19 protein-coding genes are annotated in these 21,773 nt (G+C 60.5%); 13 read left to right on the top strand and 6 right to left on the bottom strand.

Features of this window, described 5'->3' with window-relative positions:
- The first annotated feature begins 120 nt into the window (after positions 1-120).
- From JKL45_RS01655 to JKL45_RS01640, 4 genes are all read left to right on the top strand, one after another.
- Positions 121-936: an ion transporter gene (locus JKL45_RS01655; RefSeq protein ID WP_201859358.1), complete on the top strand. Its 816-nt coding sequence runs from the start codon at positions 121-123 to the stop codon at positions 934-936.
- 12 nt (positions 937-948) lie between these two features.
- Positions 949-2,193: a cation:proton antiporter gene (locus JKL45_RS01650; RefSeq protein ID WP_201859357.1), complete on the top strand. Its 1,245-nt coding sequence runs from the start codon at positions 949-951 to the stop codon at positions 2,191-2,193.
- Between the two features lie 19 nt (positions 2,194-2,212).
- On the top strand, positions 2,213-2,887 hold the full coding sequence (locus tag JKL45_RS01645) for a nitroreductase family protein (protein ID WP_201859356.1): 675 nt from the start codon (positions 2,213-2,215) through the stop codon (positions 2,885-2,887).
- Between the two features lie 524 nt (positions 2,888-3,411).
- A complete protein-coding gene (locus JKL45_RS01640) occupies positions 3,412-5,205 on the top strand; it encodes an adenylate/guanylate cyclase domain-containing protein (RefSeq protein WP_201859355.1) in 1,794 nt (597 codons plus the stop codon).
- On the opposite strand, the gene JKL45_RS01635 is transcribed toward JKL45_RS01640, so the two are convergent.
- The 3 genes from JKL45_RS01635 to JKL45_RS01625 form a co-directional block, all read right to left on the bottom strand.
- Entirely contained in the window at positions 5,202-5,672 is a 471-nt protein-coding gene (locus JKL45_RS01635; RefSeq protein WP_201859354.1) for a GNAT family N-acetyltransferase, read from the bottom strand. The two genes, JKL45_RS01640 and JKL45_RS01635, sit on opposite strands and share 4 nt — an antisense overlap.
- A 30-nt stretch (positions 5,673-5,702) precedes the next feature.
- Positions 5,703-6,191, bottom strand: a complete 489-nt coding sequence (locus JKL45_RS01630) for a GNAT family N-acetyltransferase (RefSeq protein WP_201859353.1) — start codon at positions 6,189-6,191, stop codon at positions 5,703-5,705.
- Between the two features lie 337 nt (positions 6,192-6,528).
- The gene (locus JKL45_RS01625; protein ID WP_201859352.1) at positions 6,529-6,807 is read right to left on the bottom strand and encodes a helix-turn-helix domain-containing protein; all 279 of its coding nucleotides are present in this window, start codon (positions 6,805-6,807) and stop codon (positions 6,529-6,531) included.
- 643 nt (positions 6,808-7,450) lie between these two features.
- Between JKL45_RS01625 and JKL45_RS01620 the strand changes: the two genes are divergently transcribed.
- The 6 genes from JKL45_RS01620 to JKL45_RS01595 all read left to right on the top strand — a co-directional run bounded on the left by JKL45_RS01620 (position 7,451) and on the right by JKL45_RS01595 (position 14,302).
- On the top strand, positions 7,451-7,780 hold the full coding sequence (locus JKL45_RS01620) for a DUF6634 family protein (protein ID WP_201859351.1): 330 nt from the start codon (positions 7,451-7,453) through the stop codon (positions 7,778-7,780).
- A 162-nt stretch (positions 7,781-7,942) separates the two neighbouring features.
- Positions 7,943-8,290 (top strand): DUF6634 family protein, encoded by a 348-nt coding sequence (locus tag JKL45_RS01615; RefSeq protein WP_201859350.1) that lies wholly within the window; start codon positions 7,943-7,945, stop codon positions 8,288-8,290.
- Between the two features lie 144 nt (positions 8,291-8,434).
- Positions 8,435-9,910 carry an AAA family ATPase gene (locus tag JKL45_RS01610; protein ID WP_201859349.1) on the top strand — a complete coding sequence of 492 codons (1,476 nt, stop codon included), beginning with the start codon at positions 8,435-8,437 and terminating at the stop codon, positions 9,908-9,910.
- Between the two features lie 268 nt (positions 9,911-10,178).
- Complete coding sequence (locus JKL45_RS01605; protein ID WP_201859348.1) at positions 10,179-11,267, top strand: hypothetical protein; 1,089 nt, start codon at positions 10,179-10,181, stop codon at positions 11,265-11,267.
- Positions 11,264-12,283, top strand: coding sequence for a hypothetical protein (locus JKL45_RS01600; RefSeq protein ID WP_201859347.1), 1,020 nt, complete (start codon positions 11,264-11,266; stop codon positions 12,281-12,283). The genes JKL45_RS01605 and JKL45_RS01600 overlap by 4 nt, the downstream gene beginning before the upstream one ends.
- 1,230 nt (positions 12,284-13,513) lie before the next feature.
- Entirely contained in the window at positions 13,514-14,302 is a 789-nt protein-coding gene (locus tag JKL45_RS01595) for a hypothetical protein (protein ID WP_201859346.1), read from the top strand.
- A gap of 96 nt (positions 14,303-14,398) precedes the next feature.
- On the opposite strand, the gene JKL45_RS01590 is transcribed toward JKL45_RS01595, so the two are convergent.
- From JKL45_RS01590 to JKL45_RS01580, 3 genes are all read right to left on the bottom strand, one after another.
- Positions 14,399-14,803 (bottom strand): hypothetical protein, encoded by a 405-nt coding sequence (locus JKL45_RS01590; protein WP_201859345.1) that lies wholly within the window; start codon positions 14,801-14,803, stop codon positions 14,399-14,401.
- A gap of 177 nt (positions 14,804-14,980) precedes the next feature.
- A complete protein-coding gene (locus JKL45_RS01585) occupies positions 14,981-15,961 on the bottom strand; it encodes a DNA cytosine methyltransferase (protein ID WP_201859344.1) in 981 nt (326 codons plus the stop codon).
- Between the two features lie 71 nt (positions 15,962-16,032).
- A complete protein-coding gene (locus JKL45_RS01580) occupies positions 16,033-16,566 on the bottom strand; it encodes a very short patch repair endonuclease (protein ID WP_201859343.1) in 534 nt (177 codons plus the stop codon).
- 2 nt (positions 16,567-16,568) lie between these two features.
- Between JKL45_RS01580 and JKL45_RS01575 the strand changes: the two genes are divergently transcribed.
- The 3 genes from JKL45_RS01575 to JKL45_RS01565 are packed head-to-tail and all read left to right on the top strand — an operon-like array spanning position 16,569 to position 21,768.
- Positions 16,569-18,032, top strand: a complete 1,464-nt coding sequence (locus JKL45_RS01575; protein WP_281401654.1) for an ATP-binding protein — start codon at positions 16,569-16,571, stop codon at positions 18,030-18,032.
- The gene (locus tag JKL45_RS01570) at positions 18,029-20,779 is read left to right on the top strand and encodes a Z1 domain-containing protein (RefSeq protein ID WP_201859341.1); all 2,751 of its coding nucleotides are present in this window, start codon (positions 18,029-18,031) and stop codon (positions 20,777-20,779) included. Before JKL45_RS01575 ends, JKL45_RS01570 begins: the two co-directional genes overlap by 4 nt.
- Positions 20,776-21,768, top strand: coding sequence for a PD-(D/E)XK motif protein (locus tag JKL45_RS01565; RefSeq protein WP_201859340.1), 993 nt, complete (start codon positions 20,776-20,778; stop codon positions 21,766-21,768). Before JKL45_RS01570 ends, JKL45_RS01565 begins: the two co-directional genes overlap by 4 nt.
- The last annotated feature ends 5 nt before the right edge of the window (positions 21,769-21,773 follow it).

Raw genomic sequence — 21,773 nt, 5'->3', positions numbered from 1 at the left:
CGATGCCCTTCGTCCCACAACCGCACGACCTGAGCGTTTTTGGTTGAGGTGGCGGTTCAGTCCTTGGACCTGTACAGCGATGAGAGTGGTTGTCCCCGGCAAACCTCCGGGAGACTGCCGATGAGAGACGAGCCTCAAGGCCATGTGCCTGACGGAAGCCCTGATGAGCGCTGGAACGCCCTGGAGGAGCTTGATGCATGGTTGCAGACTCCCATGCTGGTGCTCAGCTTCCTGTGGCTCGTGCTCGTGGTGGTGGAGTTGGTCTGGGGATCCTTCGACGCTCTGGAGACCTTCGGCACCGCGATCTGGATCGCCTTCTTGGTCGAATTTGCGGTCAGGTTGGCACTCGCTCCCAGGAAACTAGCCTTTCTCAGCCGGAACTGGATTACGGTCATTGCCTTGATCGTTCCGGCGTTTCGGCTTCTCCGGGCGTTCCGCATTGTGCGGGTCGCCCGTGCCGCTCGGGGCCTCCGGCTCGTCCGCATCGTGGGAACGGCAAACCGGGGCATGAATGCCCTTCGTGCCAGCTTGAGCCGCCGCGGTCTCGGCTATGTCACAGGCTTGACCGTGCTGGTTGCCCTGCTCGGAGCCGGTGGCATGCTCGCGTTCGAGCCGGTCTCCCAAGTGGATGGCGGTTTCGACAGCTATGCCGATGCCCTCTGGTGGACCGGGATGCTGCTCGCCACCATGGGTTCCGAGTTCTGGCCAAAGACCCCGGAAGGGCGCATCCTGTGCTTTCTGCTCGCGGTCTACGGCTTTGCCGTGTTCGGCTACATCACCGCGAGCTTCGCATCCTTCTTTGTCGGACGTGACGCGGCCTCCGAGGAGGGAGAGGTAGCAGGGACAAAGGAGATTGCCGCTCTGCGGGCCGAGATCGCCGCTCTGCGCCGGGACCTCCAGACGCGGGTTCAGACTCCCGACCTCTCCTCGAACTAGGAGAAGCGGAAAGTGCTTTCCGTCTTTGACCTCATTGCCGTCCTGCTCGTGCTGACCGCCACCTTCGGCTGGTTCAACCATGTCGTCATACGGCTGCCTCATACCATCGGCCTGCTAGTCATGGGGCTTGCCGCCTCCCTGTTCCTGATCGGGATCGAGATCGCCCGGCCGGAGGTGCACCTCTACGAGGACCTGGCGGTCCTTTTGCGCCAGGTCGACTTCAGGGCCACCGTACTCAACGGCCTCCTGGCCTTTCTGTTGTTTGCAGGCGCTCTTCATGTCGATCTCTCGCTGCTGAGGCGGCGCGCCTGGCCCATCGGGGTCATGGCAACAGCCGGCGTGGCGATCTCAATCGCGGTCATCGGTGTTGGCTTGTGGTGGATCTCCGATGTCCTCGGGGTTCCGCTGCCCCTTCCCTGGGCGCTCGTATTCGGCGCCCTGATCAGTCCCACCGACCCTGTCGCTGTTCTCAGTACGCTCAAGTCCGTGAAGGTGCCGGAGACACTCGAGGCCGACATGTCGGGCGAATCCCTGTTCAACGACGGGGTCGGCGTGGTGGTCTTCACAGTTCTGCTTGCCATTGCGTCTGGGGCTGGTGGGGGCGGTGCCAGCCCCGGGCATATCGCCGAGCTCTTCTTCGTTGAAGCGCTTGGTGGCGCGGCCCTCGGGTTTGCAACGGGATATGTCGCCTATCGGTCGATGCGCGTGATCGACAACTATCCTCTGGAAACCCTGATATCCCTGGCGGTCGCCGCCGGCACCTATGCGGCGGCAGCCAAGTTTCACATGAGCGGTCCGATCGCGGTCGTCGTAGCCGGGATTCTCATCGGCAACCGCGGCCCGCAGGATGCGATGAGCGATCTGACCCAGCGCTATGTCTTTGGCTTCTGGCAACTCGTGGACGAGATCCTGAACTCCGTGCTGTTTCTGCTGATCGGGCTTGAGGTTCTGGTCCTTGGCTTCGACCCTGCATTTGCCTGGCTCAGCCTCGCCAGCATTCCCCTTGCGCTCCTCGCTCGCTTCCTGGCCGTGGCGCTTCCGGTCATGGTGCTGCGAACGCGGCAAAAGTTTGCGCCCGGGACGATCCCGGTTTTGACCTGGGGCGGCTTGCGCGGCGGGATCTCCATCGCGCTAGCCCTCTCCCTGCCGGACGTTGCCGAAAAGCCTGCTTTGCTGGCTGCAACCTATGCCGTGGTCGTCTTCACAATCGTTGTGCAGGGCCTTAGCCTGCGCTCCGTAGTTGAGCGGGTCACATGAAGGTCGCCTGGAGAGTTGCATGACACGACTGGTCCTTGAGCCTCTGGGCGCGTATCGCGCCTACCCTCCGGAGGAGATGATCGAGCGGGCACGGGTCTTCTACGAGGACATCAAGCGCAGGAGGACGGTGCGGGACTTCTCCGACAGGCCCGTGCCGCGGGAGGTGATCGAGTATGCTCTGCTGGCTGCCGGCACAGCGCCGTCAGGCGCCAACCTCCAGCCCTGGCACTTTGCCGTGCTCACCGATCCGAGCATGAAAAGGCGCATCCGGGAGGAGGCCGAGGCCGAGGAGCGCGAGTTCTACAACGGCCGTGCGCCTCAGGAGTGGCTCGATGCCCTGGCGCCGCTAGGCACGGATGCGAACAAGCCCTTCGTCGAGACGGCTCCCGTGCTGATCGCCATCTTCGGGCAACGGTCAAGCGAGGGACCTGACGGACGCAAGGTCAAGAACTACTACGTGCCGGAGTCGGTGGGGATCGCCACAGGCTTCCTGATCGCAGCACTCCATCAGGCAGGCTTGGTCACACTGACCCACACTCCCAGTCCGATGGGCTTCCTCAACGAGATCTGCCACCGCCCGGAGACCGAAAAGCCTTACATTCTTCTGGTCGTCGGCTACCCGGCGGAGGACTGCACGGTACCCGTTCATGGGGGAGTCAAGAAGCCGCTCGGGAGGATCGCCTCCTGGCTGTAACGGCGGTCCAAGGAACGGTGCCCCCAACGAGGGTAAAGGTCAGGCACAGGCCTTGAAGCGCAATACCTCGTTGCCGGGCTGGTCAGGAAGTTGGCCTCACACGGTGCCTCTGGATTGTTGGGCTCCAGCAGAAGCACTCAGACTGTTAAGCCCGCACCTTCGCTCTGGCTGATCCTATGAAGGTCCGGATCTGGCACACCTGGGACGCTAGCCCAAGGGCAGCAATCCTCACCTAACCGGACGTTCCAAAAAGTGAATTGACTTCACTGCCTGACCCTGAGGCGACATTGCAGCCGAGTTGGTTCCATCTGTGGGGCGCATGCTGCCGATCTTGGCATGGCACGCACATCCGTGCCCTGGTCCATCCGGGTAAGCGTCCCGGGGCCGCAGCGGGGATGGCGTGCTTTCGGTTCTGGATGCACAATGGGTGTGCTCATGTGGCCCGGCCACACAGCCGGAATGGAAGCCACCGGTCTCGTGGGCCGATAGCCGCAAAGCGACTCAACGGACTGGAGGTCTCGGTTATGGAGCGTCGGCTAGCCGCCCTCTTCGCGGCAGACGTGGAAGCCTACTCCCGCCTCATGGGAGAGGATGAGGCTGCGACCTTTGAGACGCTGACATCCCATCGCGCCATCCTCGATGGCTTCATTGCCGAACACCGGGGGCGGATCGCCAACACGGCGGGAGACAGCGTGCTGGCCGAGTTTCCCAGTGCCGTCGATGCCGTGACCTGCGCGCTGAGAGCACAGGAGGCGCTCGCGTCCGCCAATGACAAGCTGCCGGACACCCGGCGCCTGCACTTCCGGATCGGGGTGCATGTGGGCGACGTGATGGTGAAGGGCGGCGATCTGCTTGGCGATGGGGTCAACATCGCCGCCCGGCTTCAGACGCTGTCCCGGCCCGGCGGCATCTGCCTGTCGGCAACCGCCCAGGAGTACGTGCGCAAGGCCCTGCCCGTTATCTTCGAGGATCTCGGACCGCAGCGCGTCAAGAACATCGACGAACCCGTCCGGGCTTTCGCCGTCAAAGCCACCCAAGGGCAGGGAGCTCCGGCCCGTACTCCCTCCGGCAAGGAAATCCTCCGCGCCGACCGGCCCGCCGTGGCGGTGTTGCCCTTCACCAACATGGGCGGCGATCCGGACCAGGTCTACTTCAGCGATGGCATCACCGAGGACATCATCACCGAGCTGGCGCGCTTCCGGGACCTTCTCGTCATCGCCCGCAACTCGTCGTTCTCGTTTCGAGGCAAGGATGTTGATGTGCGGGAGGTCGGGGGGGTGCTCAATGCCGACTACGTCGTCGAGGGCAGCGTGCGCCGGGCCGGCGACCGGGTCCGGATTACTGCGCAGTTGATCAATGCCGCCTCAGGCGCCCATCTCTGGGCCGAACGGTATGACCGCTCGTTCGAGGACGTGTTCGCCATCCAGGACGAGATCGCACGGGGGGTGGTCGCGACTGTTGCGCGCCGCATCGAGGACGAGACCGAGGCGGTGGCGCGCCGCCGTCCGCCGCAGGACATGCGCGCCTACGATCTCTTCCTGCAAGGGCATCGCCTCAGCGACGTGTTCACAGACGATGGCCAGGCCCGGGCGCGGGCGTTCTTCGAGCGTGCCCGCGACCTCGACCCCACCTTCGCCAGGGCGTACACGGGCCTTGCGTTCCTCTACCTCACCCAGGCCGCCTTTGATGGCGTCGGACTGCCGCGGGAGCGGGATCCGAACCGGATCGAGGCGCGTCGGCTCGCCGAGCAGGCCCTGACCGTCGATCCAACTGAACCGCGGGTGCAATCGACGGCCGGCTACGTGTTCCTGACCTGGCGTGAGTTCGACCGGGCCGAGCGTCACCTCGATCTTGCGCAGTCCATGAACCCGAACGACGCGACGATCCAGATCTTCTGGGCTTGGGCCCAAGCGTGCTTGGGGAACCCCGCGAAGGGCTTGGCGGCCGCCGAGCTCGCCCGGCGCCTGAACCCGCGGTATCCGCAGTGGTACAACTTCTACGAGGCCAGGACGCTGTTCTTGCTGCGGCGCTACGAGGACGTCGTTTCTCGGCTTCGATACCGGATGACGGGCGAGCCCACTTGGCACCGCCGGGACATGCTGCTGCTGAGTGCAGCGTTTGGCCTGCTGGGGCAAGCGGAGCTGGCTCAGAGATGCGCCGGGTGGTTCCTGGAAAGTGTCAGGGACGCGTGGCGCGGCGATCCGAATGCGGGACCGCCCGAATATGTCGACTGGTTCGTCGACACCTCATACCTCCGGCGCCCCGAGGACGAGGGGCTCCTGCGGGAAGGACTGCGATTGGCCGGGCTGCCAGCTTAGACGGATGGGTTCACCCGCTCCATGATGAAGTGGATTTCGGTCTCGTCGATCTCCCTGAACCCATGGCGCCGGTACAGCGATCCCACCGGGTTCCACTTGAGGTATCGAAGCCGGAGCGGCATTCCGCGAGCGTCTGCGATAGCAGCACAGTGCCTCAGGATCCTCGTCCCCAAACCCTGCCCCTGATTGGCTGGGAGCAGGTAGAACTCATCGAGACGCAGATGGTCGACAAGAGCCCTGAGGGCGATGGTGCCGACGGCCTGCCCATTATGCACGATCTGGGAGAGTGGCGTGTCTCTGAACCGCTGCTCATGGAAGCTCCGCTGGAAGGCCTCATCCCATCCCCATCGCACCATGATGTGAGGGCCCATGGCCGCCCGTTTGACCTCGAACGCGAAGTCCCTCGCCTCAGGGGTATGGGGAAGGCGTTCAAAGCTGATGTCAGGCGGCAGGTCAGGAATATCCATTGGTTAATCGACCCGTGAGCGTGGGCATCATCATGCAAGCCTGAACTCGATCTGATTGGGCCGAGGACCTGGACGACCTGTTGCGTAGAAGCCGGTCTTGGTCAGCAGCCGGATGGAGGCGGCATTGTCAGGTCGACATTCGGCAAAGATGGGACGAGGTCCCAGCGCAGGATCAGCGGCAATCTGATCGAGCGTTCCCCGGAGGGCCTCCGACGCATAACTCTTGCCCTGGTGGTCGACCCCGAACCAGTAGCCGACCTCGATGGATCCATCCGGGTGATCGATGCCCCCCATGGCCCCAATCAGCGCCCCATCGGGGAGCCGCACCGCAAAGAAGTATTCCTTGGTGTCGTTCTGACTGGCGATGAGGGCCTGCGCTTTCTCCAGCGGGAAGCCGCCCTCCATGAAAGCCATCCATTGGCTCACAGCCGGGACATCGCTGATCCTCGCCAGTTCGGGGGCGTCCTGGACCTGCAACTGACGGATTGCCAGGCGTTCTGTCGTGAACGGCTTCAACATGCGTCCACCCTCCGACCAATCCTCTTTCTATCGTACAATCTGGACGGGGTGAGGGCTGCGAGAGCATTTCTCGAAGTTGCCGCGGTCGTGAGCGATAACCCGGAACGTCTCGTTCTGGCACATTCCGGAAGTACGCCGAATGTCGGTGATGCAGCGATAACCGGACTTTGGGGCAACTGCCGATTGCCTGAGACCATTCGCTCCGTGCAGTTTGGGCTCGTATCTTTCCGTATCTATTCGCCGTCATGTCCCGTGTCGGGCATCGGTATGGAATGGACCTTCTGATGGTAGTGGGTATCATCACCGATCAGAATCTCAGCAAGCCTATCGATCTCCTCTATGGCCTCCCCCTGCTCCGCGAGCGCCGAGGCACGCGCGGATGATTGGGCGGAATTCGGAATCCAGGACCGAGCCCGCCTTCCTCCTTCAGGAAGACGACGCCCCGCGCTTCAAGCGCCTGCCTAATGGCCTTGTGGGTACGTATCGTCATGTCCTCCCGACCGAGTTCAAACCTCATCAGAGAGCGAGTGCTGATTCCTGCGGCTTCGGCCAACTCGCCCTGCGTCAGCCCAAGCGTCAGGCGAGCGGCTCTCAGAAGGTCGGGAAAGAGTTCCATGGCGCGAATTTGCACGCACGCGCTAGGAATACCAGCTTGTCAACAATTGCGTAGCCATATGACAATAATGTCATTCGATGTGAACTTTTTTGTCACTTTACCGTTCATTTCGATAGATCCAATCCTTGGGTCGGGTTAACCTTCAGCGAATCAGAAGGTCTCTCCACTTCGGAGCGGGAGGACAAGATGGACGTGCTGGCACTTGGAGGTTCAAAAGGAGGTGGATCGCGAACCGCCTCAAGCGTCCTGCTCGCGGCTGGGGCAGGCGAGTTGGGACTTCACCCTCTCCATTTCCAGGTTCTCCCTCCCGGGCGTGCTCCATCCCTGGACAACGTCCGGCAAGTGCCGTTTGACATCGATTTGATCCCAGCCGACGACCCGGGGCTTGTAGCCATTCAGATCCGGCTCCTTGTCCAGAGAGGGCCTGAGTGCTTGCCCGTCATCGTTAGCATGCTCTGCAAAAGGATTCGTACGACCATGCACATGCTGGCCGCCATCAAGGCCCGAATCCTGCTGCCGATGCGGAATGGAGCCGGCAAGTTTGCAGATCGTCCTTGAGCAGGTCTGACGAGCGCACATCCAACGTGTGACGGACGGAGATCGCTCCGCGTTCAGAGCAATCCTGTCGAATAGGAGACTTCGAATGTTCGAACTCGAGGGCAATGAATTCACCGACGCTGATCAAATGCTTCTGACAGCCGATCGCCTCGAGCGTCTCGCCGCGAACCTGAGGGCAATCCACGCAGGCGCCGGTCCGACCGAGGACGACCTCACCAACGCCCCGGTCATTGAAAACTGGGCCACGGAATTCGTACCCGCAAAAGCCCTGTTTGGGCGTGTGGCGAGCAACCTGCCGGAGAAGTATCTCGGCTTCTGTTCGACGGACCTCTGGGTCCTTGCCGAGCCGCGTAGCTGGGTGCTGACGCTTGAGCGTTGGTACCGTCTCGGGCAGCCGGAGAAGCTCCAAGAGTAAAACATTGGGTGGACGGGTGCGCCCGCTCCGCTGGGAGCCACTCGTCTCAGCGCACGAAGCCCTGGTTCATCGTCCCGACGAGTGAGCACACGGCACGGCTGTCCCCAGCCGTCCCGCACATCTTTGTCGGCAGATGCCGCTTCAGACCATAGGAGGGACTTGATGTTCGTAATCCTCAAGGATCGGATCCTGGGCCGGGACGCCGTCGCCCGGCTGATCGACGGGCTCGAACACCTCAGCGCAGTTCTCCGAGCAATTCAGGATGGGCATGGACCCACTGCCCAGGAACTGATTGAGGCTCCTATCCTCAACAATTGGAGCATCGAGATCAAAGACACGCCATCCCTAAGGATCATGGCCGACTCGACTGACGATCTGTTCCTTCCAAAGGGCGAAACCCTCAGGGAGATGCCGGATCTTTGGATCTTCGCTGAACAGCAAGGTTGGGTAAGGGGCCTCGCGGGCTGGTACCGCCTCGGAAGTCCGCTGGGCCCTATCAGGCCGTCGTGATCAGCAGGATTTCTTATGCCAGCAGACATGCCACCCCAAGATCCTGGCCGCAGTCCAGATCGTGATCGAAAGCATTTCGAGCGGAGACGGAAAGCCGCCTTAGCAGGCCTTCACCTGCCGACGGAGCAAGAACTCCTCGAGGGGATGCCGTTCCTTGCTGGCGACATCCGGCAGGACATGCAGGCTTTTGCCGAGCGGCTGATGCCTCGGTTGCGGAAGAGGGCAAATCACGTCCACTTCGCCGCAGTCCTCAACTGCCTGGAGCAACTCACCGTCAGTCCAAGCGCAGATGAGGTCAGGGCACTCACGGATAGCCTTGAGGAGGCTGCGCCCCGTCTTCCGGATGGTGTCCAGTCCTGGCGACTGCGGTGCCGGATCTATCTCGCGCACCTTAGCGATCATCGCGCTGCGCTCGCACTTGCTCGCGATGCCGTCCTCATGGCTCTTGCGATGCAGTCATACTCGAGGGAGCCGGCGACGGCCCTGAAAATGGTCAAGGCCGCACTGGGTTGGCTCTTCTTCGCAACGTCCGATCCTGAATACGCCTATCTCGGGCGTGAGGTCCGAGTAACATCCCGGGCCGAGGCAGCGATAATGGTTGACCACTACGGGGGATTGCTCGTCGAGTTTGTGGAACAACAAGCTCACGAGGCACTGCTCACCGCCATCGCTGACGAGGAGACGGCACGCGGAAAGCTGGCGGCGAGCGAAACCGCAAACACCCCGAGCGACTCGATCCCGATGGGGTCCCCGGGAGTCGCTATGTCGACATCAGTGGTCATTTTCAGCCACGTCGGCAATGCGAATACGGGGGAAGGGAAGAAGGTCGCGAAGGAACTCGAGGGGCTCACCGGAAGGGCCTTGCCGCTGGTCCCGATGCCTGATCTCCAAGCTGCTCGCGCAGCGTTGAGGGCGGAGTTCCCGTATGCGGCAGACGTGATCGACGATGTCCTTCGGGACGTCGCGGTCCGCTCACATGTCCAGATCCGCCCAACTATCCTTGTCGGCTCTCCTGGATGCGGCAAGTCCCGCTTCGCGACACGCCTCCTGAAGGTTCTCAATCTGCCTCACGACCTAATTCCATGCGGTGGGGTTTCCGATGGCTCCTTCGCCGGCACTCCCCGTCGATGGTCGACCGGCGAACCCTCCCTCCCGATGGCCCTCATCACCCGCTACAAGGCGGCAGGACCAGGTGCGATCCTGGACGAGATCGAGAAGGTCGGGACCTCCCGCCACAACGGTCAGGTCCATGACGCACTTCTGGCGTTCCTGGAGCGGGAGACAGCGTCCCGCTTTCACGATCCCTATGTCCAGGCGCCATGTGACCTTTCCTATGTCACATGGCTGATGACAGCTAACTCCCTCGAGGGGCTTTCGGCCCCGCTCCGGGACCGCTGCCGAGTGGTCCCGTTTCCCGAGCCCGGCCGCGAGCACCTCCCGATCCTCGCCCGCCAAGTCATGTCCGACATCCTGGCCGAGCAAGGACTGGATTGCCGCTGGGGCAGCTCGCTGGACGGGATCGAAATCGAAGCCGTGATGAAGGCATGGCCGGGCGGTTCATTGCGCAAGCTGCGAAGGGTGATCGAGGTCATTCTGGCGAGCAGGGACGTGAGGCACTGACCTCGGTCACAGCGCGTATGGGGGACAAAATGCATGGCCCGGTCATGGACTTCTGGAGCAAGGCGCGGTTCCCGATAGCCTGCTTGGTCGGCGCGGCTTCGGAGCATTTGCTGATCCCCGGGACCGAATGCGTGAGCCGCACGTCCGGCATCTGGATCATGTCCGAGGCCTATCCATGCGCTCGGACACTGTCATGCTCGCAGCGTCCCAGTGGGCCTGAGGGGGCAGTTTACGGGGAACAGGCCTTGGGTGTCGTAAGGGAGGCTCCATGAACGGCAGAATCATTAGGGACATTCGGGCGGGGCGAAGGCTCCCAAAAGCCTCGGAACTCGAAGCCGGATTTCCTTTCTACTGGGACAGCATCCGCGCCGATATGTGCATCTGGGTGGAGCGCATGTTGCGGCGAAAGGCGGAGGAGCCGGACCCAACCTGGAACCGTCCACGATACCTCGTTGCCCTCCGTTCGTTGCGGGATGGCGCGAGGGATCCCCGCACGACTGACGAGCGCTTGGTCGGGCTCGTTCTCCAAGTGGTGGATGCCCTACCGCCTTGGGAGCTCACCGATCACCGCCGCTGCCGGGTGTATCTTAGCCGGCTCCGGTCACATCTACTCCCGACCGATGAGGAAAGCCGACGGACGCCCAGCGGGTCGGCTGATCTGGATGCCGGCATGGGTGCCGATCGCCAAGCGGCACGCGTGGAAGCCGATAGCCTCGTACGACATCCGGCTTCCATTCCGCCGCAAGCGAACGATCCTCCGCAACGCATGAGGGACATTCTCGTAGGAAGGGCATGGCCCGAGGCTGTCGAGCTCATGCGCGGAATGCCGTTCTTCAATGGTAGCCTCCACGAGGACATGCGCCACTACGCCGGGCGCTTGCTGGGTGGCATCGAACGTGACGGATACAAATCCGACGACTGGAATGACTGCGAAGCGTCGATCATCCATCACGCCCGGCACTTGCGACAGGTGGCAAGCAGTCGAGCCTCAACCCAGTGGGATTTGCGTCCAATCGTTGATCGTCTGATGCTCGCGTTCCCCACGGCCTATCACGAGGGGTGGCTTCGGTGCAGCTATTACCGGGCGGCGCTCGGGGTGAGGGAGGCCAAAGTCGACGTTGCGAGCACGGCAGTCTCACTTGCCTTGGTTTCAGCCGAGGCCGGATCGCTGGCCGAAGCCGACTATCAACTGATCGCCACGGCGCTGGGCTGGCTGGCCGAGGTGGCGGCATGTGACCCTGCACTGGTGGGGCAACCGAGACCCATCCGCTGCGACGCGCCGGCACACACCGCACGACACCACGGGCAGGCGCTCGTCGATTTCTTGCGTATGCGTCCGCGGAGGGATGGCCCATGACGGTCCGAACGACTGAAGTCCGTGCCTACAACACCCGCCAGGGCCACATCCTGGCTGGGCGGGCACTCCCATCCGCCGACGAGCTGCTGCGCCTCATGCCGTTCTTCGAGGACAGCATCCGTGAGGACGTCCTTACCTGGGTCAAGGGCGAGATCGCCCGCCTTGAGCGGCTCGAGCCACCAGAGCGCCAAGCGCTCCTCCCATTTCAGGAACTGCTCAACGACTTGGAAGCTTCCAGTGTTTTTGGCGCGAAGCTAGCCCAGAGCATCTACTTGCTGATGCTCGCGCTGCCCGAGGATGACCATGAGGGGAAGCTGCGGTGCAGCGTCTACCGGGCAGCCCTCGGGCAGCGCGCGAGCATGATCACGCTTGCCTGCAATGCGGCAACCGCCCTCGCGGTATCCGCCGAGACGTCACCGGAGCCGACACTGGCGGATCTCACGCTCGCCTGGACGGCACTGGGCTGGCTCGCCGCGCTTGCCGCCGACGACGCGTTCGTGCCGCTGTCGGGGCATCCTCGACCGGAACGCCTTGAAGCATCCGTCGACACTGCCCTGTGGCACGGCCGGGCGATCGTACGATTCCTGAGCGGAGAGGCACCACCGAAGGTGCTGCTGCGGCAGAACTACCGCGACGATGCAATCCAGCATCGCGACGTTGCCGAGTACAAGCAGTTGCTGACCCGCAAGGCCGGCGGCGTGTTGGAAGAGGACTTGGTGGCCGACTGGCTCGGCATGAGCCTTCCGGAGTTGCGGCGGTACACGGAAGGGGGCGACCTGATCGCCGTCGACATGGACGGCCGTACAGTCTACCCGGCGTTTCAATTGAAAAACCCGACGACAATCCTGCACGTGCGCAATATCCTCTCCGTCATGCCGATCAGGTCTTCCTGGATGCGACTGGAATGGTTCCTGACACCGGACAGTGCATTGGACGGCGACAGCCCATGGGAAGCCCTCCAGGCGGGGCGGCGGGAGGCAGTTCTTGATTGTGCAAGGAGCCACAGCGCGGAGTGATGGAGCCTTCGGACAGTGCGACCCAGGCTACTTCCCTCCGAGCATCCTTGTTGGCTCGCCAGTATCCAGAAAATCACGCTTCGCACGCCGCCTCGTCAATGTGCTCAAGGTGCTGCACGATGTCATTCCGTGCTGCGGGGTGTCTGGCAGGGCCTTCGCGGGGACACCCCGTCGGTGGACCACGGGCGAGCCGTATCTTCCGGTCGCCCTCATCACCGGGTACCGGATCGCAGGGCCGGGCGTGATTCTGGATGAGATCGAGAAGGTCGACACCTCCCGCTATAACCGACGAGCGCACGATGCACTACTTGCGTTTCTGGAGCGGGAGACAGCATGCCGCTTCCACGATCCCCATGTGCAGGCTCCCTGTAATGTTTCTCATCTCAGTTGGTTAATACCGCTAATTAGCTTGACGGCCTCTCGGGACCACTGCGGGGCCATTGCCGGATAATTCACTTTCCCGAGCCGAAATATCAGCATTTTCCGACCCTTAGTCATCGCATCATCGCCGAGCAGGGATTAGACCCGCGTTGGGTCGTCCCCTGGACGAGGCGGAGATGAAAGTAATTGCCGGGGTGTGGCCGGGAGGATCCTTGCACATGTCGCGAAGAATGATCGATGTTGCTCTGTCAGCGAGGCGATTGCAGCACTGACTTGGAACGCAGTGCGCGTTGCTGGGTACTTGTGCGCGACCAACACGCTACATGGGCCCTTGCGGCGATTGCGGAAAAGTACGATGGACGGGGCGTCAATAAGTACATGCTGTTCTCCAGTGAAAACGCTCCACCATTTCATCGTTGCCGGGTCGCCAATCTCCGTAAACAGGTACGGGACTCATCCCTATAGAGCTTGGCGTCGACGCGTCTATGACGCCAGCGTCCTTGGTCATTCAGGAGGGGTAATGATCCCAGGTCCCACCTCGATCACCGTACGATATTTCAGGCGGCTTGATCGTCGGAAGGACGTCGACAACATTCTCAAGGCTATCCTCGACGCACTTGATGGTCGAAATGGGGTATCCCGACGAAAGGCAGGGACGAGAATTCTCTGGGATGACCGGGAGGTTGAGAGGATCACAAGTCAACGTACCGACCTCGTCTTCCATAACGTTCTCCACGGGAACGCTCTCTCCTCCAGAGAGTTCAGCGCCCTTTTGCAGGCGCAATATACCCAGGCATCAATCTACGTGCGCGTGCAGGATCCACCGGATCACTCGAAGGCGATATAATCGTGACCCAAAATGATCAGATAGATGCAATCATCTCAGAGTATGTCGCTGCCGGCTATGAGGTAACTCGAGACGTTAGGCCCTCTACCCTCAATCTGGATATCCGTCCGGGAATGAGGCTCGACTTGGTTGCGAAACTGTCTGAAGGCCGGCCGACAGGACAAGAGGTTTCCAAGCCGAAATTGATCATCATAGAGATTGCCAATCGAGTTCGGCCGCCGCGCACCGACCAGTTCGATACGTCATATGAGGCGCGTAGCGTCACGCGCTTCAAAGAGATTTCGAGAGCCATAGGTTCGAGAGAAGATTCTTCTATCCTGTTCCTGATCCGGTTCCTGGACGTTTCGGCTGATCAAGCACATGCACGAGCTCTTCGGGAAATTAACGTGCGGGACCGAGTTCAGTTGGAGAGGGAGTTGGTGTCCGTACGAGCCAAACTCGATGCCGCCGAGGGTCTCGATAATGTCACCCGAGGGCTGAACCTTGCTTGGGCGTGGGCTCGATGGCTACGCATTATGGCAAACAGGTTTCCCGCCCGCCGGGGTGAGCTCAAGCGCTCCGACCTAAGGACCGTGCAAAAAGATCTCTTCGATGGCGGAATTATATCATTGACGCCGAGCCAATACTTCATCCCCCATCAGAATTTGATGGCCATTTTCGAAGGTGGCGACGTTTCATGGGAGAAGATCGAACAGCTTAGGCGCCCCCTGCACCAATTGCTGAAGTATGTCGAGACGACGGTACTGTCCACTTCCTCCGGGTCGACGGATGCAGAAGAGGATCGCCAATAGACACGGTCTATAGGGAAGGCTACTGGCGACTCTGCTTGATAAAGGTTTTTGGTAATCACTAACAGCTAGAGGCAAGGCTTTTGGGGACGGGGTATATCAATCCGTTGCTGCTTCGGCCGTGAAGGCACCGATCAATGTATCGAGATGCGTCAACTTCATCACGAGCTTGTCCGACGGAAAGCACTCCTTGATCGCACGTGGACGTGCATTCCGATCCTTTGCGATGCCGACGATGACCCTGAAACGACCATCACAGTGGTCACGCGCCCATTCCAAGTTCTTCATGAGTTCTCGAAAGCCTGGGCGAGTATCAGGTTCACTCGGATTAAAACCTGGACGCTCATATATGAACCGTCCATCCCGCCTTTCGAACATGTCCTGCCAAAGGGTAACGACTACCGTCTTTCCGTCTGGGCTTTTCGCGGACCAACTCCACTGCACATTGTGTGGTTTTGTTCCGAAGTAAGCAAAGCATTCGGTATGGGAGAGCTTCTTCGCCAAGCTGGCTGTGCCTCGAACGTTTCCTATGCAAGCATCAAAGCGAAAAAACCATGCTCAGCCTAGTCCAACCAACGTCTTATGGCTCATTGGTCAACAGGCTGGATCGCACTCTGAAAGCTTATTCTTCCGTCCCTGAAGGTTGCTGGGCCCATCAGGCCATGCCAAGTACACGTCCTCCTACAGCTTCACAGAATTGCGCCCTTGTTTGCGCTGGCCCGCCATCCCTTCGATGACCGCGCGCATCACTGGCGGCGCCACCCCATTGCCGATCAACCTGATCTTGTCCCTCCGGCTGCCGTACTCAAGGCGAAATGCCTCAGGCAGGCCCATTGCCGCCTTCAACTCTGGAACCTGGAGCATGCGGAGCATTGGCTCTCGGCCTTCCCAAGTCACAAGGCCGAACCTGTCCAAGGTCGTAAGAGTTCTGAGTGGGCGGTCGAGAGGTTGCCAGCCACCGGATCCGTCAGATCCATAATAGACAATGAGGAATGGGACGCCTGGGCCAAGTGCGGCGATTCCCCGTTCGGCACGTTCTAACGTCGCGCTAGCTCTGTTGGCGCTCCGCAGTGGTCTCGCCTCCCATGTGCCATCCAGGCGAACGATGTCCCTTGCGAAAGGGCGCTTTTTGGTCCTCGACCGTATCTCTGGGGGCATACCATCGAGATCTGCCATAACGAAGAGGCGCCGGCGCGTCTGAGGGACGCCGAATTCGGCCGCGTCAAGGATCTGGGGGCGGATTTTGTATCCAAGATCCTCTAGCCCTTCGATAAGGGGAGAATACCCATGCCAATTCCGAAGCTGGACAACGTTTTCCAGGACGATCCAGCGAGGTCTCAGACGCTCCGCGAAGGAGATCACATAGTGTGACGTCTTCTTGCTTGCCTCATCCCGCTCCCGGGCTCCCTTCGCAGGGGAATGATTCGTACATTCCGGGGAAGCAAGTAGCAGATCAATTGACCCCTCAAGCAAGTGACGCCCTGGAAGGCTTTTCTCGTCGAGCCTCCTCGTCTCGGTGACCGCGCGGCGAAAGTTGTCCGCAAAAGTAGCGGTCGCGATCGGGTCCATGTCGATGCCGCCAACGATTCTGGCGCCGGCCATCTTAGCCCCGGCACTCGAACCGCCTGCTCCACAGAAGAGATCCAAGATCCTGATAGCCATGGGCCACCCCTATCATCCCTGCTGGGGAATGCCAGGTGGGATGCCCAAATATCCAATTCTTTTTCGCCGCGTCATTGGTTGGCAGAGACCAAGGTTCTGATCCTGTCAGCAACCTGCTCCGGATTTTTCTTCAGTTGATGCTCCCAGACCCTGACTACGGTCCATCCTCTCCTCCGCAGCTTCGCGAAGTTCCGGCGATCGCGCGCTCGGTTCTTTCCGATTTTCTCAGCCCAGAACGGACTAAGTTTGTGCTCCCAGGACGGGAAGCGCCATCCGTGCCAGAAATCACCATCGACAAAGATGGCCAGCCGTAAATCGCGCAGAACGAAGTCTGGCCTGCCTGGCAGATCCCGAGGATGGGACTCGGGTCTGAGCCCCATCACTGACAGCATGGCGCCAACCGCAAGTTCCGGCTTGGTATCCTTCCCGCGGATACGCGACATCAAGGCGGACCGCTTTTCCACGGACATGACGTCCTTGCGAGGCGGGGGGATCTCGTCTTCCAGAAGATTAGCTTCTATCGTCGTGGCGACTGCTTCACGCTCCTTCCGTTTACGAGTCCTTTTCTTTGCCAGCCCGGGACGTACCTCCTTCCGCTTCTGCACTCATGAACTCCCTGAGGGGTGTCGGATACTCCTTGGACACAGCCGTGGCTGACTTGGTGGATAACAGCATATCGGCGGGCGCAGTTCATATCGAAATAGACTTCGACTGGAACCGGGGTGAGCCGGTCATGACGATCCTCGATGATGGGGCAGGGATTGGATCGGATCAGATGATCGAGGCCCTCCGCTTCGGCGGGGCTGGACCGCAGGCAGCCCGCGCCAGTAGCGACTTGGGAAGGTTTGGTCTTGGCCTTAAGACTGCGTCCCTGTCCCAGTGTCGACGTCTGACCGTCGCCTCAAAGGCCGGAGACCAACGTAATATCATGGCATGGGATGTCGACCATGTTAATGGTGCAGGCGGACGATGGGAGATACTGGAGAACGAATATTCCGGTCCTGCACCCGCACTAGAAAAGTTGAAGAGCAGAGCTTCGGGCACGCTTGTTCTCTGGGAGAAGGTTGATTTCGGTCGCGAGGAGGATAAGCCCAGTCGGGGGGCGTTCCTTCGCGACCTGGAACTGCTTCATTTTCATCTTGAGATGGTATTCCAGCGTTTTCTTGACGGTGACGCCCGACGGATCGTGATCTCCCTTAATGGCACCCCTCTGAAGGGCTGGGATCCGTTTCTGAGATCGTATGAATCCACCATTCCCTCACCCGAACAGCCACTGCGGGCTCCCGGGGGGCTCATCAAGGTCCAAGGATTCATCCTGCCGCACAGGGATCGCTTCAAGACCGATAGCGATTTTGAGAAAGGCGGTGGACCCGAGGGGTGGAATGCGCAGCAAGGATTCTACGTCTATCGTGCAAAGCGATTGCTGATCGCTGGGGGGTGGCTTGGTCTTGGACGTGGAAGGGCTTGGACGCGAGACGAGCCAAGCCGCCTCGCTAGGATACGGGTCGACATCACAAATGCTGCTGACAAGGATTGGCGCATTGATGTCCGCAAGTCTACGGCTCGCCCACCTGATGCTGTCCGCCCTGAACTTCAGCGGATCGCTGAGGACGTGCGTAAGCGCGCACGGGAGGTATTCGTGCATCGTGGTGCCTATGGGCCACGTATGAAGTCCCAGGTGGTTTCCAAGATCTGGGATGTAAAATCAATCGACATGGGCAGCAGATACTTCATCAGGCGTGATCATGAGCTCGTCGATGTCGTTCGCAAGCGCTTAGGCGCGAACGGCCAAATGCTTGATACATTGCTCGGCCTTATCGAGCGGACAGTCCCGATCGAGCGGGTATGGCTCGATGTAACTGAACATGGACCGCCCTCAGGTGCTGAAGATGCTTCCGCTGACGAGGCGGAACTCATCGGCCAAGCCGTGGCTATAGTCAGGACATTCCACAAGGCAGGAATACCATTCGAAGAAGCCGTCCCGATGATATCGAGGATGGACCCATTCGATCGCATCGCCGACTTGAAGACCAAACTGGATCGCCATTTCCGAGTGAGAAATCGAACATGACCTCCGGAGAAGACATAGTCACTTCAGCCGCTCAGCAGATGCTGAGGCTCCGACAGCCGAACGGCCCCTATGAGCGGTCGGAGATCGAAACTGTGGTCGATGAGATGCTGAGAGCGTTCCAGACCCTCGGCCTAGTCCCTGAGGCAAGGGAGCGTATCGTCTCAGAGATCGAAACCCGGATGGCCGTCACGATCGGAAGAGCAACAACACTCATAGACCCGACGGGACACCAGGATTGGTACTTTGGCGATCGGAAGCAGGGGCGCCGCTTCTTCAGGCGGTATCGTGATTTCCTCGACCAGGAACTGAGATGGCCAAGCGCTGCCGTCACGGCGATTGATGAGACCACTGATATCGTAATGGAGCTTCTTGAGGATCCACTACGCCCGGGGCCATGGGATCGACGTGGGCTCGTCGTTGGCCATGTCCAGTCGGGGAAAACCGCAAACTACGCCGGGCTGATCGCAAAGGCAGCGGACGCAGGGTACAAGCTCATCATCGTCCTTGCTGGAATGCACAATGCCCTTCGGGGACAGACACAAGCTCGTCTTGATCGCGACTTCCTAGGCTATGACACGTCCCGGGTTAAGCGCGGGCAAGTGCCTTTGCCTATCGGTGTCGGTGCGATCGACGGATCCTGTCATGCGGAGTACCTTACCACCAAAACGTCCGATTTCCGACGCTCGATTGCGGATCAGACAGGAACCGGAGTTCAGCAGCGACCGCTCCTTTTGGTGGTCAAGAAGAACGCCAGCATCCTGCGGAACCTGAATAGCTGGGTGACCGAAATCCTGGCGCCTCGAGGGGATACCTCTAGCGCCCCCCTGCTCGTTATCGACGACGAAGCCGATCAGGCTTCGGTTGATACTGGAGATCCAGAGCTCGATGGGGATGGAGTGCCGGCGGAGGATTACGATCCGAGCAGGATCAATGGTGAGATACGCCGTCTTCTGAAAGCGTTCGATCGGTCGGCCTATGTCGGATACACGGCAACGCCATTCGCGAACATCCTGATCCATGATGAGGCGATCGCACGAAAGTACGGTGAGGATCTGTTCCCGCGTAGCTTCATCGTGAATCTGCCTACGCCATCCGATTATATTGGCCCCGGGGTCGTCTTCGGGATAGACGCGGATGAGGATGGTGAAGTCGACGATCCTCTTCCGTTGATCCGATCCCTTGACCAGGATGGAGAGGGCTGGATCCCGGCAAGTCATAAGAAGGAGTTCAAACCACGATATCAGGGCGAAGATCGCCTTCCGCCGTCCCTCGAAACGGCACTGAAGACCTTCGTCGTGGCCTGCGCGGCACGTGCCGCCCGTGGGCAATCACGGAAGCACAGCTCGATGCTGATCCACGTGTCGCGCTTCAAGGATGTCCACCAGCGCGTTTATGACCAAGTGGACGAATGGTTGACCGAGGCAAAGCGGGTACTTCGCTATGGCGTCGGCAGAGATCGTCTGACCGCCGAGTTGAGGGACCTCTGGACTGCCGATTTCGAACCCACAAGCGACGCCATCCGTCAGCACGCGATCGGGGCGTCTCTCCCCAATACCACGTGGGAGGCCGTGGACGCTTGTCTTCTGGAGGCTGTCGAAAAGATCAAGCCTCTCGTCGTGAACAGCGCATCGCCGACGGCGATCGATTACGAGGGCAATGAAGATAATGGGCTCAGTGTCATCGCAATAGGCGGGGACAAGCTTTCGCGTGGGCTTACCCTGGAAGGGCTGACCGTCAGCTACTTCCTGCGGCCCTCGAAAATGTACGACAGCCTTATGCAGATGGGGCGTTGGTTTGGGTACAGACCCGGATACATCGATCTCTGCCGCCTTTTTGTGACCCCTGACCTCCAGCTCTGGTTCCGGCATGTTGCCGGAGCTGCTGAGGAGCTGCGGAGTCGCATCGATACCATGTCGCGCCTTGGGGCCACACCCGAGCAGTATGGCCTGAGAATCAAGTCGCACGAGATCATGGCCGTAACCGCATCAAACAAGATGCGGCACTCGCGCGAATTCCAAGTAAGCTTTGCCGGAGAGGGCAAGATCCAGACGATCTTCTTTTCGGGCAGGGATGAAAACCTTGCGAACGCCACCCAGGTGATCCAGTTCCTGAATTCATTGGGCGACTCCAATTCTGCGTCGAAAGCCAATGCACGTTCATCAGGATCGGCTCGCATCTGGAGCGGGGTAGACGGACTTTCCGTCGCGTCATTTGTGAGTCGCTTGACCTTCCCTGAGGAAGCGCGGGACTTGGTGGCCGATCGCCTCGCAACGTATATCCGGGAGCAAATCGCGATCGGGGAGCTTACGACATGGACCGTTGCCGTCCTGGCCGGCGATGGCGAAGTCCTGCCCTTTGAAGGCTGGTCCTTCACGACGATCGAACGCAAGCCTCGGAGCAGCCCGCGCTCCGATCGCTACATCATCGGGACGCTCCTCAGCCCTCGCGACGAAGCATTGGACCTGACCCCGGAGGAGTTTACTTGGGCTCTCGATGCGACAAATCGGAAACGTGACAAGATAAAGAAGGAGCACAAGTCAAATCCCGACGGCCCAGAGATACGCGAGGCACGCGGGCGGGACCCGCGGCGAGGATTACTACTGATCTATCCTCTATCCCCAAAGAAGGCTGGCGTCGGGTTCGATTTCCCGATCTTCGGCGTCGTTATCAGCTTCCCTGACTCGGACAAAGCGCGTTCCGTCCGCTACAGATTCAACACTGTTGAGCTCCGGGTTGACGACGAATGACCAGATTGGACGAGATGCGGGCGCTCTGGGCCAACCTAGCGAACGTTCCGGCTGGTGGACGCCAGTGGCGTGCCCGTCGCATTGAGGGGACGTCCCCCCTCCAGCGCTATGCGGCGCTTCGGCATGAGGATAACGCCCTCACTGTCATCTTCGAGTCCTCAGGACACGATGGCCCCTCGGCAAGGATACGCTTCGAAGCCGATGGGCTTTCGGTCATCGAACAGCGAGATTTCGAGCGCCGCAGCTATCGCGCGGTCGTATCGCTTGAGCGCGGCGAACTGCGGGAGGTGTTCGAGGTACTCGCTGCGGACCTCGTTGATGTTGTCGATGGCGGCGGACGGATAGAGGGTGCTTGGCACCTACTCACGACTCGTTTGGATGCTTGGCAGGCCTGTCTCCGGTTGCGTAGCAGAGGGCTCGGCCGCGAAGCGCAGATCGGGCTGATGGGCGAATTGGTGTGCCTAACCCAGATCGCAGACGTTTCTGGATACGGACCTACCGTGCTTGCTTGGCAAGGACCGGCGCGAGGACTTCATGATTTCGTCTTCTCGTCGACCGACTTTGAGGTCAAGGCCGCAGCCGGAGCCGATGGACGGATACATGTATCCTCTGTTGACCAGTTGGATATCCCAGACGCCAGCCGACTTGTGATCCTGCGGCCCCGTCTGCTGCCCACAACGAATGGGCGGACATTACCTGAGCTCGTCGCCACGGTTCGGTCATCCGTCGCCAAGCATGCGCCAACGGTATCCGCTGATCTCGAGATGGCACTTCTCCGCGCCGGGTATCTGGACGTCGACGCACATCTGTACGGCGAACGCTTCGACGTGGCCGAGTTCTACGGCTATGAGGTCTTGGAAGGCTTCCCGTGCCTTACCCGCGCGACGATCCCTTCGGCGGTGGTGGATGCCAGCTACCTGTTGAACGAACGCTCACTGATGCAATTCCGGCGGGACGATGCCTCCCTCCGGACCCTCCTTACAGTATGAATGTG

The organism is Microvirga soli, assembly GCF_016734765.1.
Lineage (GTDB): Bacteria > Pseudomonadota > Alphaproteobacteria > Rhizobiales > Beijerinckiaceae > Microvirga > Microvirga soli.
The sequence above is the reverse complement of the archived record's forward strand: the minus strand, read 5'-3'. Positions and strand labels throughout refer to the sequence as shown.